17 protein-coding genes and 1 other annotated feature are annotated in these 15,445 nt (G+C 38.4%); of the genes, 12 read left to right on the forward strand and 5 right to left on the reverse strand.

Annotated elements, in window-relative coordinates; translation table 11 throughout:
* The first annotated feature begins 87 nt into the window (after positions 1 to 87).
* From ACFQRG_RS11465 to ACFQRG_RS11490, 6 genes are all read left to right on the forward strand, one after another.
* On the forward strand, positions 88 to 1,281 hold the full coding sequence (locus ACFQRG_RS11465) for an MDR family MFS transporter (RefSeq protein WP_380966083.1): 1,194 nt from the start codon (positions 88 to 90) through the stop codon (positions 1,279 to 1,281).
* Positions 1,282 to 1,392: 111 nt separating this feature from the next.
* Positions 1,393 to 1,626 (forward strand) — a binding site (T-box leader).
* Positions 1,627 to 1,861: 235 nt separating this feature from the next.
* The gene (gene leuS, locus ACFQRG_RS11470; RefSeq protein WP_380966084.1) at positions 1,862 to 4,282 is read left to right on the forward strand and encodes a leucine--tRNA ligase; all 2,421 of its coding nucleotides are present in this window, start codon (positions 1,862 to 1,864) and stop codon (positions 4,280 to 4,282) included.
* Between the two features lie 191 nt (positions 4,283 to 4,473).
* Entirely contained in the window at positions 4,474 to 4,782 is a 309-nt protein-coding gene (locus ACFQRG_RS11475; RefSeq protein WP_380966086.1) for a rhodanese-like domain-containing protein, read from the forward strand.
* A 28-nt stretch (positions 4,783 to 4,810) separates the two neighbouring features.
* On the forward strand, positions 4,811 to 5,155 hold the full coding sequence (locus tag ACFQRG_RS11480; RefSeq protein ID WP_380966087.1) for a rhodanese-like domain-containing protein: 345 nt from the start codon (positions 4,811 to 4,813) through the stop codon (positions 5,153 to 5,155).
* Between the two features lie 56 nt (positions 5,156 to 5,211).
* Positions 5,212 to 5,397, forward strand: coding sequence for a sporulation protein Cse60 (locus ACFQRG_RS11485; RefSeq protein WP_380966088.1), 186 nt, complete (start codon positions 5,212 to 5,214; stop codon positions 5,395 to 5,397).
* A gap of 414 nt (positions 5,398 to 5,811) precedes the next feature.
* Positions 5,812 to 7,407 (forward strand): putative polysaccharide biosynthesis protein, encoded by a 1,596-nt coding sequence (locus ACFQRG_RS11490; RefSeq protein ID WP_380966089.1) that lies wholly within the window; start codon positions 5,812 to 5,814, stop codon positions 7,405 to 7,407.
* Between the two features lie 132 nt (positions 7,408 to 7,539).
* On the opposite strand, the gene ACFQRG_RS11495 is transcribed toward ACFQRG_RS11490, so the two are convergent.
* The gene (locus tag ACFQRG_RS11495; protein ID WP_380966091.1) at positions 7,540 to 7,911 is read right to left on the reverse strand and encodes a hypothetical protein; all 372 of its coding nucleotides are present in this window, start codon (positions 7,909 to 7,911) and stop codon (positions 7,540 to 7,542) included.
* A 95-nt stretch (positions 7,912 to 8,006) separates the two neighbouring features.
* The gene (locus ACFQRG_RS11500) at positions 8,007 to 8,435 is read right to left on the reverse strand and encodes a DUF6884 domain-containing protein (RefSeq protein ID WP_380966092.1); all 429 of its coding nucleotides are present in this window, start codon (positions 8,433 to 8,435) and stop codon (positions 8,007 to 8,009) included.
* Positions 8,436 to 8,507: 72 nt separating this feature from the next.
* Here ACFQRG_RS11500 and ACFQRG_RS11505 point away from each other — a divergent pair, with 72 nt between their 5' ends.
* Both ACFQRG_RS11505 and ACFQRG_RS11510 read left to right on the forward strand, forming a co-directional pair.
* On the forward strand, positions 8,508 to 9,218 hold the full coding sequence (locus ACFQRG_RS11505; RefSeq protein WP_380966093.1) for a pseudouridine synthase: 711 nt from the start codon (positions 8,508 to 8,510) through the stop codon (positions 9,216 to 9,218).
* Between the two features lie 55 nt (positions 9,219 to 9,273).
* Positions 9,274 to 9,912: a PRC-barrel domain-containing protein gene (locus tag ACFQRG_RS11510; RefSeq protein WP_380966094.1), complete on the forward strand. Its 639-nt coding sequence runs from the start codon at positions 9,274 to 9,276 to the stop codon at positions 9,910 to 9,912.
* A 282-nt stretch (positions 9,913 to 10,194) separates the two neighbouring features.
* Here ACFQRG_RS11510 and ACFQRG_RS11515 read toward each other — a convergent pair whose 3' ends face one another.
* Together ACFQRG_RS11515 and cysK are read right to left on the reverse strand one after the other, a co-directional pair.
* Positions 10,195 to 10,413 (reverse strand): DeoR family transcriptional regulator, encoded by a 219-nt coding sequence (locus tag ACFQRG_RS11515; RefSeq protein WP_380966095.1) that lies wholly within the window; start codon positions 10,411 to 10,413, stop codon positions 10,195 to 10,197.
* Between the two features lie 315 nt (positions 10,414 to 10,728).
* Complete coding sequence (cysK, locus tag ACFQRG_RS11520) at positions 10,729 to 11,664, reverse strand: cysteine synthase A (RefSeq protein WP_380966096.1); 936 nt, start codon at positions 11,662 to 11,664, stop codon at positions 10,729 to 10,731.
* Positions 11,665 to 11,769: 105 nt separating this feature from the next.
* Here cysK and thpR point away from each other — a divergent pair, with 105 nt between their 5' ends.
* The 3 genes from thpR (at position 11,770) to ACFQRG_RS11535 (ending at position 14,385) form a co-directional block, all read left to right on the forward strand.
* Positions 11,770 to 12,351 carry an RNA 2',3'-cyclic phosphodiesterase gene (gene thpR / locus ACFQRG_RS11525; RefSeq protein WP_380966098.1) on the forward strand — a complete coding sequence of 194 codons (582 nt, stop codon included), beginning with the start codon at positions 11,770 to 11,772 and terminating at the stop codon, positions 12,349 to 12,351.
* Between the two features lie 2 nt (positions 12,352 to 12,353).
* A complete protein-coding gene (locus ACFQRG_RS11530) occupies positions 12,354 to 13,163 on the forward strand; it encodes a hypothetical protein (RefSeq protein ID WP_380966099.1) in 810 nt (269 codons plus the stop codon).
* Positions 13,164 to 13,578: 415 nt separating this feature from the next.
* The gene (locus ACFQRG_RS11535; RefSeq protein ID WP_380966341.1) at positions 13,579 to 14,385 is read left to right on the forward strand and encodes a phosphotransferase; all 807 of its coding nucleotides are present in this window, start codon (positions 13,579 to 13,581) and stop codon (positions 14,383 to 14,385) included.
* Here ACFQRG_RS11535 and ACFQRG_RS11540 read toward each other — a convergent pair.
* Positions 14,373 to 14,639, reverse strand: a complete 267-nt coding sequence (locus ACFQRG_RS11540) for a YtzH-like family protein (protein ID WP_380966100.1) — start codon at positions 14,637 to 14,639, stop codon at positions 14,373 to 14,375. The two genes, ACFQRG_RS11535 and ACFQRG_RS11540, sit on opposite strands and share 13 nt — an antisense overlap.
* A gap of 159 nt (positions 14,640 to 14,798) precedes the next feature.
* Between ACFQRG_RS11540 and trmB the strand changes: the two genes are divergently transcribed.
* Positions 14,799 to 15,443: a tRNA (guanosine(46)-N7)-methyltransferase TrmB gene (trmB, locus tag ACFQRG_RS11545; RefSeq protein ID WP_380966101.1), complete on the forward strand. Its 645-nt coding sequence runs from the start codon at positions 14,799 to 14,801 to the stop codon at positions 15,441 to 15,443.
* Positions 15,444 to 15,445 lie beyond the last annotated feature (2 nt).

Genomic DNA, 15,445 nt, shown 5'->3' on the forward strand with positions numbered 1-15,445 from the left:
GGCACAATTCAAGCGCCGGGATTTTTGACATGCATTTCAATTGCTGCTGGTTAGCTGAAACTATTATAAAGTAAGGAGGTATGGCAGTTGCCAAAATCATTATGGCTTTTAATTATTGGAATGGTTTTAAATGTTACCGGGACTTCATTTCTTTTTCCTTTAAATACAATTTATATTCATGAGCATCTTGGCCATTCTTTAACGTTTGCCGGATTTGTACTTATGTTAAACTCCGGTGCCGGTATCGTAGGCAATTTAATTGGCGGTATACTATTTGACCGTATCGGCGGTTATAAATCTATTCTATCCGGTGTCATTGTTGCGACTGTTTCGGGATTTTTAATGGCGCTTTTCCATAGTACTTGGCCTTATACTATTTTTCTAACTATTATTGGTTTTGGTTCAGGATTGATATTTCCATCTATGTATGCATTAGCAGGTACGGTATGGCCTGAAGGCGGCCGGAAATCATTTAATGCATTGTATGTGGCGCAAAATCTTGGTGTAGCTTTAGGCGCTTCAGTAGGGGGATTTATTGCCTCGATTTCTTTTGTTTACATTTTTGTCGTTAACGGCTTCATGTATCTATTTTTTACAATCTTAGTTTTATTAACATACAAGTCTATTGATCCCAGAAATGAAGCCATTGATGTACAAACCAGCATTATCGAACAATCTGGGGCTATTAAAAATAAACATAAGTTTTATGCCTTGGTTGTTTTATGTATCGGTTTGTTCATTTGTTGGATTGCCTATGTTCAGTGGCAGTCGACAATTTCGGTTTACACACAGTCGCTTGGCATCCCTTTAGCTAAGTACAGTTTGTTATGGTCAATTAATGGACTTTTAATTGTGTTGGGACAGCCTTTGGCGGCGTTAATGACGAAGTATCTCAAACTGCCCAAAGCACAAATCCTCACCGGGATTGCGATTTTTGTTATTTCTTTTATTTCTTTGTTATTTTCCCATCAGTTTACGGGATTCTTAATATCTATGATTATTTTAACTTTAGGGGAGATGCTCGTCTGGCCTGCGGTTCCATCAATTGCTCAGGATCTCGCACCAAAGGGCAGGTCGGGCTTTTATCAAGGTTTTGTTAACAGTGTCTCAACAGGCGGCCGGATGGTCGGTCCTTTGATTGGCGGGTTTATTGTCGATCTTACCAACATTCATGTTTTGATTTATATTCTTCTCTTTATTTATATCGGAGCGGTATTCACAACGCTCATTTATGACAAAAATTTGAACAAAGAACCCTCACCCTTAAAATTAAGCGATTAATAGGGTATAAAACATAGATTATGAGGGTAAAATATAAAATATATGAACAAAGTATTGACACTTTTTCATGATTTGCATAAAATACTAATTAAATATTAAGTTGAGTTTGTACAAATAACGATGAAGAGGAATAATAGTAATTTTGTTAAGCTTAAGAGAGTTGACGGTGGGTGCAAGTCAATGGTAACGAATTATGAACTCGCCTCTGAGTTGCACTGGTGAATTGATTAGTAGCCATTGCCGTAGACCGCGTTAAGGTGCCAATAAGTGAGTGATAATTATTACACTAATCAGGGTGGTACCGCGGGAAACATTTAACTTTGTGACCAACCTCTCGTCCCTAACGCTAACGTTAAGGGCGGGAGGTTTTTTTAATGCTTTAAAGTGTATGTTCAATAAAGTGAAACTTCCATCAGCGGGGTTTTTGTTCATCCCCGCTGATGGTTAAGAAGGTACTGCCTGAATAGGCAGCTTTTGTCCTTTGCACCGGGATAAATGTTTTTCAACTTTTTGAACAGCCTCTAAAATGGTAAAATTTCTATAAAGCAATTATGTTTTTTAAGCAGAAGGAGGATGTCCCTTGCCTTATAACCATAAAAAAATTGAAGAAAAATGGCAAAAGTATTGGGAAGAAAATAAAACATTTAAAACAGATGATCAAAGCAATAAAGAAAAGTTTTATGTACTGGACATGTTCCCTTACCCTTCAGGAGCAGGGCTTCATGTTGGTCATCCGGAAGGATATACAGCAACTGATATTATCGCCCGTATGAAGCGAATGCAAGGTTATGAAGTGTTGCATCCGATAGGCTGGGACGCTTTTGGACTGCCGGCTGAACAATATGCTTTGGATACAGGAAACGATCCGCGTGTCTTTACTCAAAAGAATATTAATACTTTTAAACGGCAAATTAAATCTTTGGGTTTCTCTTATGATTGGGATCGCGAAATTAATACGACTGACCCGGATTATTATAAGTGGACACAATGGATCTTTCTTAAGCTATATGAAAAAGGCTTAGCTTATATGGATGAAGTGCCTGTTAACTGGTGTCCTGCGCTTGGAACCGTGTTGGCAAATGAAGAAGTGATTGACGGGAAAAGTGAGCGGGGCGGTCATCCTGTTATTAGAAAGCCAATGAGGCAATGGATGCTTAAGATTACCGCTTATGCTGAACGTCTTCTGGAAGACCTTGAAGAACTTGATTGGCCGGAAAGTATTAAAGATATGCAGCGCAACTGGATCGGCAAATCAGAAGGCGCCGAAATTACCTTTGATGTAGCCGGACATGACAGCGAGAAGCTGACAGTATTTTCAACCCGGCCGGATACGCTGTTCGGTGCAACTTACATGGTTCTTGCTCCTGAACACCCGCTTGTTGATAAAATTGTCACTGATGAACAATTGCCGGCTGTTCAAGCTTATCGTGACGAAGTAGCTAGAAAAAGTGATTTAGAGAGAACGGAATTATCCAAAGAAAAAACAGGTGTTTTCACAGGCGGTTACGGTATCAATCCGGTTAATGGCGAAAAGTTGCCGATTTGGATTGCTGACTATGTTTTAATGTCATATGGCTCAGGCGCAATTATGGCTGTACCGGCACATGATGAAAGGGATTATGAATTTGCGCGTAAATTTGATCTGCCAATCATTGAAGTCGTTGAAGGCGGAGATATTTCAGAAGCGGCTTACACTGACGACGGCAAACTCATTAACTCTGACTTCCTTAATGGCTTAAACAAAAAAGAAGCGATTGAAAAAATGATCGCATGGTTAGAAGAGAAAGGCTTCGGAAATAAAAAGACGACTTACAGGCTGAGAGACTGGCTGTTTAGCCGTCAGCGTTATTGGGGTGAACCGATACCTATTATTCATATGGAAGACGGTACAATGGTTCCCGTTCCAGAAGACCAGTTACCATTGGAGCTTCCGAAAACTGATGAAATTAAGCCGTCTGGTACCGGTGAATCGCCTTTAGCCAACATTAAGGACTGGGTCAATGTTGTTGATCCGGAAACGGGAAAGAAAGGGCGCCGGGAAACCAATACGATGCCGCAATGGGCAGGAAGCTGCTGGTATTTCCTGCGCTACATTGATCCGCATAACAACGATCAATTAGCAGATCCGGAAAAGCTGAAAAAATGGCTGCCGGTTGATATTTATATCGGCGGAGCTGAACATGCTGTTCTTCATCTGCTATATGCCCGTTTTTGGCATAAAGTTTTATATGATCTCGGTGTTGTACCAACGAAGGAACCATTCCAGCAGTTATTTAACCAGGGGATGATTCTCGGAGAAAATAATGAAAAAATGAGTAAATCAAAAGGCAATGTTGTTAACCCTGATGATATTGTCGCTTCGCATGGTGCCGATACGCTCCGCTTATATGAAATGTTTATGGGTCCGCTTGATGCATCCATTGCATGGTCTGAGGAAGGTCTTGACGGTTCGCGCCGATTCTTAGATAGAATTTGGCGGTTATTGGTAACGGAAGAAGACAGCACTTTAAGTCCAAAAGTTGCCCGGGATTATAGACCTTCAGAGTCCTTTGAAAGACTGTACCATCAAACAGTTAAAAAGGTTACCGAGGACTTTGAAAATCTTCATTTTAATACCGGTATTTCGCAATTGATGGTCTTTATTAACGACGCCTATAAACAAGATAAACTGCCGCAAGATATGGTGGAAGGTTTCGTAAAATGCCTGTCCCCGGTCGCTCCGCATCTCGCCGAAGAATTATGGGCAATTTTAGGAAATAAAGCGCCGGTCAGTCTTGTTGCTTGGCCAACATATGATGAATCAAAACTTGAAGAAAGCACGGCAGAAATTGTGGTTCAAATTAATGGTAAAGTCCGTTCAAAATTAACGGTTGCCAAAGATATTAATAAAGACGAATTAGAAAAACAAGCATTGGAAACGATACAAGACCGTTTAGAAGGCAGCACCATACGGAAAGTCATTGTTGTACCTGGCAAACTTGTAAATGTTGTCGCAAAATGACACAACTTTGACACGCTTAAATGTGTATTTATAAATGAATTAGGCGTAAAATAAGAGGTGGCATTATGCCATCTTTTATTTTTAAGGATGTTCAAGGATGTTCAAATTGAACACGTATTAACTGCTTGACTTTTTAAAAGATGGGCGTAACAATAAGAAAAGAATTTTTATATTTGAGGTGACCAGATAAAATGGCGGACGAAATCCAGATCATTCAGCCAAAACAATTAGAAAACATGCTTAATAATAAAGAAGACGTATGTGTCATAGATGTAAGGGAAGATGAAGAAGTTCAAGCTGGTAAAATTCCTGAAGCAATGCATATCCGTTTATCCGAAATACCGGAAAAATATCAAGATCTTGATAATGGTAAAAACTACGTTATGGTTTGCCGTTCCGGCCGCCGCAGTGAAAAAGCTGCTGAATTTTTACAAGATAAAGGTTTTAAAGTGAAAAATATGGTTGGCGGCATGATAAAATGGCAAGGAAACGTAGAATAACAACGGTTGGACTCAAACGGTGAATACCATGAGTTTTATAATTTTTGTCCTCTTATTGGTTGGCATTTACTTTGCGTGGCAGCGGCTGATATCCAAAAGAACGCATGTAAAACAAATATCCTTTGAACAAATTGATCAAAAGAATCATTGTGTGATAGATATCCGGGATTTTATTACGTCACATCACAAACCGATAAATGAGGCTCGAAATATACCTCTCTCATACTTAAAAAGAAAAGCAAGATATCAAACATTATGTAAGAAAAGAATTGTATTTATTACCGATGACCAACGTGCAGCAAAAATTGCGGCACGAATTATTGAAAAAAGCGGTAAACATGATCATCCGGATTATTTCTTTACTGTTGTGTAAATTTAGAGGATTTGACATCTCCTTAACGTATTTTTAACGTAAAGGAGGTGTCTTTTATGTTAAAAGTAAAATTATTCGACGAAGAGCATGAAAAAGATCTGGAGAGTGAAATTAATTCCTTTTTGGAAACGATTGATTCAAAAAAGGTTAAAGACATCCGTTATCAAGTAGCCGTCGCTGAGGATACAAAAGATGACGGCACGATTTTTTGCTTTTCAGCATTAGTCATTTATGAAATTTAAAGAAAACTTGCCGATTGGCAAGCCGTTAGGCGTAGACAGAGGCTTAGCTGCACTTATACTTAGAACTTAAAATTGGCCGCTGCGTCGAATTGGCAACATTGTTGCCAATTTAGATTTTCTTAACGTATAAAAAAATTGATTAAGTCCCTTTTTGGATTTCATTGTGGTACAATAATTCATGGCTTTTATTAATTAATAATAGAGGATGTTCAAAAAGTCCGGGAAAAATATCTGTCGAATTTCTTCGTCACTCGGTCTCTCCGGTCCTCACGTATTAAACCCATACGTTCCGGTCCTCGAGACTGTCGTTCCTTGAACTTCTCGGCTCTTTTTGTCCTCCTTTTTGAAACTTACTAATATAAAAAAATTTATAAGTTCTAGGAGTTGTACAATATATGGCAGGATTGATCCCGCATGCTTAGAGGGACGTTTATTTTAACTGTCGCAACTTTTTTATCAAAATTTCTTGGATTAATATTTGTTGTTCCATTTACAGCTTTAGTTGGCGATAAAGGCAATTATCTTTATTCCTTTGCTTATACACCTTACTCTATCATTTTAAGCTTAGCAACGATGGGGGTACCGCTCGCTGTTTCTAAATTTGTTTCTAAATATAATGCCATAGGAGATTATGCTACCGGCAGGCGTCTGTTTAAATCAGGCCTCAAGATTATGACGATCACCGGGATATTAGGGTTTGTAATTTTGTATCTGTTTGCTCCGGTTATTGCCCGATTATCAAGCGGACAAGGAAGCGATTTTGCAGATGTTGTTTCAGTTATCCGGGTAATAAGCGTTGCTTTAATTATTGTACCGGCCATGAGCCTTATTCGCGGGTACTTTCAAGGGTATCAGTCGATGGGGCCAACTGCTCTGTCACAGGTCATTGAACAGCTGGTCCGTATTATTTTCATTCTAATCAGTGCCTTTCTGGTCATGGTCATTTTTCATGGCTCTGTCTTAACAGCAGTCGAACTTGCGACATTTGCCGCTTTTGTCGGCGCGTTTTTTGGACTGCTTATTCTCATTGGCTATTGGCGAAAACGAAAATCGCATTTAGACGCATATGTTGCGCAAAGCACGGTTCAATCGAATATGTCGTTATCGGAAATGTACCGTGAATTGATTGCCTATGCCATTCCTTTTGTAGCCGTTGGGATTGCGATGAACCTTTATCAAGCTATTGATCAGTTGACATCAAAACATTATTTATCGATATATCAACATTACAGCCACAATGAATTAGTATCCATTATCGCTAATTTAATGATGAATGACCAAAAGCTTGTCATGATTCCAGTATCTTTGGCGACAGCACTGGCCTTAAGTGTTGTGCCATCCGTGACGAAATCCTATGCAGAGGGTAACCGGGACGAAGTGCAGAAGAAGACGACTCAGGCCCTGCAGCTGGTTTTATTTTTAACGATCCCTGCTGCGGCTGGCATGTCAATTTTGGGTTATATGATATATGGTATGCTATACGATGTTAACGGAATTATTATCGGCGGACATATTTTAAGATGGTATGCGCCAACTGCACTGTTGTTTGCTCTTTTTTCAGTCACGGCCTCAATTTTACAGGGGATTAATATGCAAAAGGTGACGATTTTTAGTCTGCTGGTTGGCGTTTTGATCAAATTAATTTTAAATCCGCTTTTTATGATGTGGTTTGGTATGGTAGGTCCTATTCTTGCAACAAACGTCGGGTACATTGCCTCTGTATTCATAAATATGGTGGCAATAACGAGAACAACGGGTTACCAATATGGTTTTATTGCAAAACGTTTTCTGCTGATTTCAATATTCACTGTAGTCATGTTAATTGTTGTTAAAATTGTTTTATTATTAACAGGTGGTACGATTCCGAAAAGCCTTTTGCATGGGGCTGTTGTATCAATCATCTCTGTTATTCTTGGCGGCGGTGTATTTGCATTATTGTCGTTCCGTTCAGGACTGGCCCGTCAAATATTGGGCAACCGAATACCTTTTATAGGCAGGTTTATGAAATAGAACTAAGTTATGTTATTATAGCTTTTAATGTAAAAAACCCTCTTTTATTTTTCAAGGGGGTTTTTTACATATTTCCGTTCATTGGGATTGTAAATAAAATGGGAAAGAATCATTTTCTATCTGAAGCGGTTTTTAATTAAATTCAAATGGCGGGGCTGGAATACCAAGCCTTTGTTCAATAATATTGAGTCTTTTCCCAAAGACTTTTAACATTTTTTTATTATTTTCATTTTCCTTTTCAAGTTGTTGGAAGCGATGATATAAATGATTCCAGCTCATTCCAATTCCTTGGCCGGCTGATGATCCCGGCGGTCTGCTTGGCAAAGAAGCTTCGTAGCCGGAGGGGCTGATTAATCCATCAGTCCATGGTGTACTTATGTGACTATAAGATGATGCACCGACAAATGGGGCATCATAAGGTGTAGGATGTATGTCACCTTGTCCTTGAAAAGATGGGAATCTATTATCAAACATTGTAAAATATGGTTGTTTATGATCGATCATGCCGTATCTCCTCCCATTCACTGATAAGCACTTATCTTTAGTCTATGAATGGAGGGAAAATGTGTTTAAGCAATTGCCTATAACATTTATAGCAATTAGCTATCTATATGCTGTTCATACCATTTTAATTGTTTTCCGATGCCAAGTCCTTTAAGCGGTACTTCGAAGATATATCCTTGTTTTCTTAACTCGGGTTCAAGGAATTTTCGATAAACCTGTCCGCCATGAAGAAAGATTAATTTATCTTGAGGGGATTCATAAGTAAGAAAGGCTTTTATGACTTTTTGCCCCCAGCGCTTTTTTTCCTGGATTGTAAATGTCTTAATGGAAACATCATATGGTGACATGATTTGATCGGGCAGCAGCAAACCATCTTTGGCGTTATAAAAATAAAAACGGTCATAGTGGTTTTGGGCGTATTGAACCGATTTTATAAATAATGGGCTTTTATAAAAATCAATCACTTTATCAGGTGTATTGCTTTTTTTACGAGCTGTAGCCAACAACCCAATTTTCTCTGTCATAGGCATCCCCTCCTAAGACAATATTACCCTTTTTTTTATAAAAGTAAAATTAATTTTATGAGGTGTTGAGATTTGCGTATAGATAAATTATTAGCCAATATGGGATACGGCAGTCGGAAAGATGTAAAAAAACTGTTAAAACAAGGGGCTGTTATCGTTAACGAATGTATTGTCAAAGATTCGAAGCAACACGTCATGCCTGATAAAGATGAAATTTATGTAAATGATGAGCCAGTCATCTACAACGAGTTTGCATATTTTATGTTAAATAAACCAAAAGGAGTCATTTCTGCAACTGAAGATGAGTCTCAAAAAACAGTTTTAGATTTATTGAAGCCTAAAGACGCTATCCATCATCTTTTCCCGGTTGGCCGTTTAGACAAAAATACAACCGGACTTTTACTTATTACTAATGACGGACAATTGGCTCATCAGCTGTTGTCGCCGAAACATCACGTGGAAAAAACTTACATAGCACATATTAGCGGCGTTGTGACAGAAGAGGACGTAAAATATTTCCGGAAAGGCGTAAAGCTTGAAGACGGTTATGTGACACTGCCCAGTCAACTCGAAATTATAAATTCAGCCGCGATTTCTGAAGTCAAAATAACGATCACAGAAGGAAAATTCCATCAAATCAAAAGAATGTTTCTGGCAGTTGGTAAAAAAGTTATAGATCTAAAACGTCTGACAATGGGGCCGCTTGTTCTTGATGAAAAATTAAAACAGGGGGAATACCGGCCGTTAACTAAAGAAGAAATTGAAAAACTCTATAAAAGTTAAGTTTGAAAATTTAATCAATTGGGTATTTGTATGTAAACGAAAAGGAGGCTTTTAAATGCTTATGTTATATCATGATTTAAAGCATTATCCTCTCATATATGCCCAATCTAATGAACAAGACAGAAGAACGGTTAAAGATATTCTTATAAATGGCAATGAAAGAGCTGTTTCCTACTTTGTATATGAGGATCAGCAAAATGATAAATTCGCGGATGTAAAGATGGTTGAGAAATCTATGGATATGTTTGGGGCGATGGGCTCTGGAAGCCAGGGGAATGTTGGAAATATCCCTTCCAGTGACGTCCCTATTTATGGAAATGAACAAAGTAAGCAGTTATATTTTATAAATGCCGGGGCCTGTAAGATTGAAAGCCAGAAAATATATTATAACGGTCAGGTTAGAAGCGAAGACGCAACCATAGATTCTAAATTTCTTTCTCTTAAGGAAATGATTAATCGCAAATGTGTAACTGAGGAAGGAACGGAAATTGGAACAATTAAAGATTTTGTTATTGATCCCGTTCAAAAAAAGATAAAAGGATTAAAACTGTCTGAGGGTTTTTGGGAGCGCTTAACGGGTAAAGGAATTAAATTTCTTCCGGCAGAAACAGTCATAAAATGGTCGCCTGATCCATTAATTGTCAAAGAAGAAGCGAAAAATCAGTTATTAGATAACGAACAACAGTTGGAATAAAAGGCTGAAAAAGGTTGTTAAGCTGGGCTTAACAACCTTTTTCACTTTATCCCGGTGCAACCGTCCGTAAAACTTCCGCCTCAAAACTTGAGTTAAGGCGCTGAAGTTAGGCGGGAGATAACGGAGTGCTCCTGCGACGTTGTTTATTCAGGGTGGTAACGCCAACTTCTCGTCGCAAATTGCAGGCAGTTTGCTCAAGTAGTAGCTTCGATAACACCCCGATTTGTTCAGCTAACCATCCATTGGGGGATGAACAAAACCCCCAATGATGGAAGTTTCACTTTATGAAACGTTGACTTTTCTTTTTGTGACTGTCCATTTACCCCGGCTGGGACTTTTAACTAAATTGTTATAGGTAAGAATATTAAGGTCCCTTTGAATGGTTCTTTGTGTCATATCAAATTCTTCAACTAATTCTTGTGTCGTTACGGTGCCCCTCTTCCGGATAAATAAGTAGACGGATTTTACACGATTCAACATTCGATCAGTTGAAGGACTCACATAACCACTCCCTAACGTTTTTAATTACATGGTAAATGACCATGTTAATTAATTTATGTTTATTTTCCGATTAGGAAAACTATTCAAACCATTCCCTTATTGCATGAAATTCAACTTGGATTTATGGCTCGTCTATACGTTATTTATTGGAGTAATGAAAAATGTTCAATTTCGAACATTTTCTATTTGGTTAAGGAAATGTTAATTGATATTACCCATATTACACAATATTCCTTTTAAAATGTCAAATCATTAGTACATTTTATCTGGAAGGATTATCTAGAAAATGGTATAAAAACCCGCCGAGGCGAGTTTTTAATCTGCGAATCTGAATAAATCTCCTGATAAGTAGCGTTCACCTGTATCATTTGTAATGCAAACGACGATTTCTCCCGGTGACAGCTTTTTGGCAACTTGTACAGCTCCGTATACGGAAGCCCCTGAGGAAGGACCGACCAGGATTCCTTCTTCGCTGGCCAATCTTCTTGTCATATCGTAGGCATCTTCATCGCTAATTTTAATAATTTCATCAAAAATGTCGAGATTAAGGATAGACGGAACAAAACCGGGGCTTGTACCGACTAATTTGTGTTTACCCGGTTTACCTCCTGATAACACTGGTGATCCTTCCGGCTCTACAACATGAATAGTCATATTTGGAAACGCCTTCTTTAATGTCTCGCCTGTGCCCGTGATCGTTCCGCCCGTGCCTGCTGTGGATACGAAAGCGCTGAGCGGTTTTCCGAGTTCTTTCATATCTTCAATGATTTCGGGCCCTGTTGATTTTCGATGAGCGTTTGGATTATCCACATTTTCAAATTGCATGGGAATAAAACTGCTTGGGATGTCCTTGGCGAGTTCATTAGCCTTATTTATAGCACCTGGCATTTTTTCATCAGCCGGTGTTAAGACGACTTCTGCACCGTAGGCCTTAAGTAAGTTAATTCTTTCTTGAGTGGAATTGTCGGGCATAACAATAATTGCTTTGTATCCCCTTGAGGCGGCGTTCATGGCAAGGCCGATGCCTGTATTCCCGGAGGTTGGTTCAATGATGGTTGTACCTTCTTTTAATAATCCTTTTTTTTCAGCTTCTATAATCATATTAAATGCGGCCCGGTCTTTAACACTGCGGCTCGGATTGAAATATTCCAGCTTCGCATAGACACTGGCCCCATTTGGATCTGTCACGCGGTTTAGTTTAACAAGGGGTGTATTTCCAATTAAATCAGCAATTGTATTAACAACTTTCATAATTGACACTTCCTTCAACAGCAATATCTTATTTTTATTATAGTAAAGTTTAGGAGTTATGAAAAGAAAGCCAAGCGTTATATTTAGAAAGGCGGTATGATTAGTATGAATAAACAAACAGGTTCTCATTATTTTATTGCATTCCCGGTACCTTTAAATGTAAGAAAACTGCTGTATGAGTGGGCGAATTTATTGAAAAATGATTTGGACTACCGTTATTGGACAGATATTGAAGATTATCATATTACTTGTGTCTTTCTAGGCGGGTCTTCTCAGGATCAATTAACCGCTGTTAAAACAAAACTGAATCATTTAACGAAAAACTCTAAGCCCTTTGATTGTCAATTAAAAGGTGTTGATATGTTTGGAAGAAAGGATAGGCCGAGAGTGATATATGGTGATATAAAAGGGGACGAACATTTATTTGCACTTCAACAAGCTGTCCATCAAATTTGTTCTGATGCCGGTTTTGAGCTTGATAAACGCCCTTATCACCCGCATATAACCATTGCGAAAAGGTGGGGCGCACAGCATGGCGTATCGATTAAGGAGCTTTTGTCAGAAAAAATATCTGCCGATCAGGAAATCAAATGGACAAATCATGAACTTGTTTTATATCAAGTCGTTCTTAATCAAACACCAAGGTATCAGCCAATCGAGCGCTTTGAATTAAAAAAAGGGGAATGAAAATGGCTCACTTGATTAAATTAGATGAATGCATATCCAGATACCAATTGGATTTAAATACTTATATTAATCGCTTTATTCAAATAAAACGCCGGCGTTTTGAACAATGGAAGACTGCTTGGGAGACGCAAGCCGGACAAATATATAAATCAAAGTTAAGAGGTATAACAACACAAGAGGAATTTAAAGCTAAATTTCATTTATGGCTGTTCAAGCAACAAATCAAATGGGCAACAAGTACAGCGGAAAAATTTTCGGAATGCCCGCCTCATTACCTTAAAGATCATTGGCTCAAACAATGTCTCGCAGAATTAAATGATGTTACACTATTATTTTGTAACCCGGTCATACAAATGAAAAAAGCAGCCGTACCGCTTGAGTCAATTATTTTAACACCGTATGAAATATGGTGTGTTAAACATTTACAAGGGGAAAAGCAAAGTGTGTTTCAAACACTTTCGCAAAGAAAATGGCGGGAAATCACCTCCCGCGGTCAAATTAATATTGTTAACCCCTTAATATCATTGCGCCATACAGGGGCTATTGTTTCGAATATTTTAAAGCAACATCATATCACACGGCCCGTTCGCCTTTGTTTATTATCAATGCAAAGTTATATTGAGAATGTTGAAAATGCCGGGCAAATTGAATTCTACGATTGCCGGGGTGCGGCAGGTTGGCTTGAAAATTTAAATAAGCCTCATTCGTTATTAAAGCATGATCAGCTTGTCGCTGCCAAGACGCTGTATAAATATTGTTCAACGAAAGCAAATAACCGGAAGAATCAGGAACCAACATATCAATTAAATTAAAATGTTTTAATTAAGTTTAAAAAGTGGTATCCTATAAATTGATTCTCTTTTACACACTCCATAAAAATGTTGGTTAAATTAATGCAATATGTGCAAAATGGATGATGGCTTGAGTAAACCGCATTTTTCGTATTAAAGAGGATGTCAAAAAGTCCGGGAAAAATAGCTGTCGAGACTGTAAGGTGCTCCTGCGCCGGCGTCTATTCAACGCAGCATCGCCAACTTCTCGTCGCAGCTCGCAGTAGTTCGAGAAGCATTTGCTCGTCGCTTCGTTGCTCGGAGGCGGCGCTTCCTTGAACTTCCGACGCACAGGACGTGCTAGTACTGGCGTTGTCACATGGACGTGACGTTTTTAGCCAGTATCGTCTCTTTTTGACCTCCTTTTGAACACGCACTTAAAGGGTGACCTATCTTGATGCAATTTTTTGATAATGATGATTGGGTAATTTCGTCTGCTGGTGGAGTTACCGGTGAGGCTTATATCGCACAGTCGGGCAACGAGAAAATTTTTCTTAAGAGAAATTCGTCGCCTTTTCTTGCTGTACTTTCTGCTGAAGGTATCGTACCTAAATTACTGAGAACCAAGCGACTCGAGAACGGGGACGTTGTCACGTTTCAAAAATACTTGAATGGCAGGGAACTTAAAGCAAGTGAGATGAAAAGTGATAAAGTCGCGCATCTTTTGAAAAAAATTCATACTTCTGAGCCGCTTGTTTTTATGTTATCCCGTCTGGGAAAGACACCGATGACAACTGAATCAATATTGAAGGAATGTCATGAACGTTACAAGAATCGCAAAAAAAATCCCGCTGTAGATGAGGCGATGACATTTTTAAAACGGACGGCGGGAGCAGCAGATAGTTCCGAGAAAGTGGTTTGCCATTCAGATATTAATCATAATAATTGGATTCTTGATGAAGATAACCAGCTTTATTTAGTTGATTGGGATCAGGCAGTGATAGCTGACCCTGCACTTGATTTGGCCTTATTATTATATTGGTATATTGATCAAGAGCAATGGAAAGAATGGCTAGAAAATTATGGGCAGCCATTAACTGAGCATTTAAAGCTGAGAATGCATTGGTATATGATTTCACAAACACTGCTCTTCATGTTCTGGCATCAAGATCACCATCAACCGAAAGAAGCATTGCTTTACGAAAAAGATTTACTGAAGCTCAATCAATTTTCTTGCCGTTACTTCGAAAGTTATTGTAATTGATTGAGCCATGACTGGAAATTTTCCTTGTTGTCTGATAAGTGGGTATCGTAGGCTTTTAATTGCATACCCTGCCTGCTGTATTGATGGATAGCTTCAAGTGTGCCATTTAATGGCTCGTCAGCCATTTCCGACATTAATGATTCCGTACTTCTGTGGAGTTGTTCATATTCTCTTGCACTTGCAGCGCCATCTAGATGATGAGAATTTAATATATCGCGAATTAAATTTAACTTATGCTGTTTAGATAGAACCAAAATAGCCACTCCCTTATCTTTTTTTCTTAGGATAAACGGAAGTGGTTTTTATTATACTTTTTAGCAGACAGTAAAATGATATAAGGAGATAAGAAGTTATTTAAGCAGGAAGGGTTTTATGGTAAAATTTCCTTTGACATCATTAAGGAGGATAACTTCATGAGAGTACGAAACAAACCATGGGCAAAAGACAAAATTGCTAAATATCCAAAGATTGTTATTAAGAATCCTCAAGAGCATGCCGGAAATTGGAACCGCCTTTTTAACCGTTCAGCGCCAATCCATTTAGAAATAGGAACCGGAAAAGGAAAGTTTGTCACTGGTATGGCCAAAGCTCATCCCGACATTAATTTTATAGGCATTGAACTTCAAGAAAGTGTCATTGTCTCGGCTTTAGATAAATGTTTGGAACAAGAACTTGATAATGTTAAGTTATTAAATGCTGATGCAAGAGAACTTAGTGAATATTTTGCTGAAAGTGAAATTTCCGCCATTTATTTAAATTTTTCCGATCCTTGGCCAAAAAGCCGTCATGAAAAAAGACGTTTAACGTATCATACCTTTTTAGCCCAATATCAATATATTCTTGATCAAAACGGACAAATTAATTTAAAAACTGATAATCAGGGTCTATTTGAATATTCTCTTGAAAGCTTTTCGAGATACGGCATGTTAATAAAAAACATAAGCCTGGATCTTCATAATTCCTCATTTGAGGGCAATGTAACAACAGAATATGAAGAGAAATTTTCGAAAAAAGGCCAGCGAATCTACCGGTGTGAAGCTGTGTTTCGTGATCAATAACC

The sequence above is a fragment of the Scopulibacillus cellulosilyticus genome (genome assembly GCF_042665295.1).
GTDB lineage: Bacteria > Bacillota > Bacilli > Bacillales > Sporolactobacillaceae > Scopulibacillus_A > Scopulibacillus_A cellulosilyticus.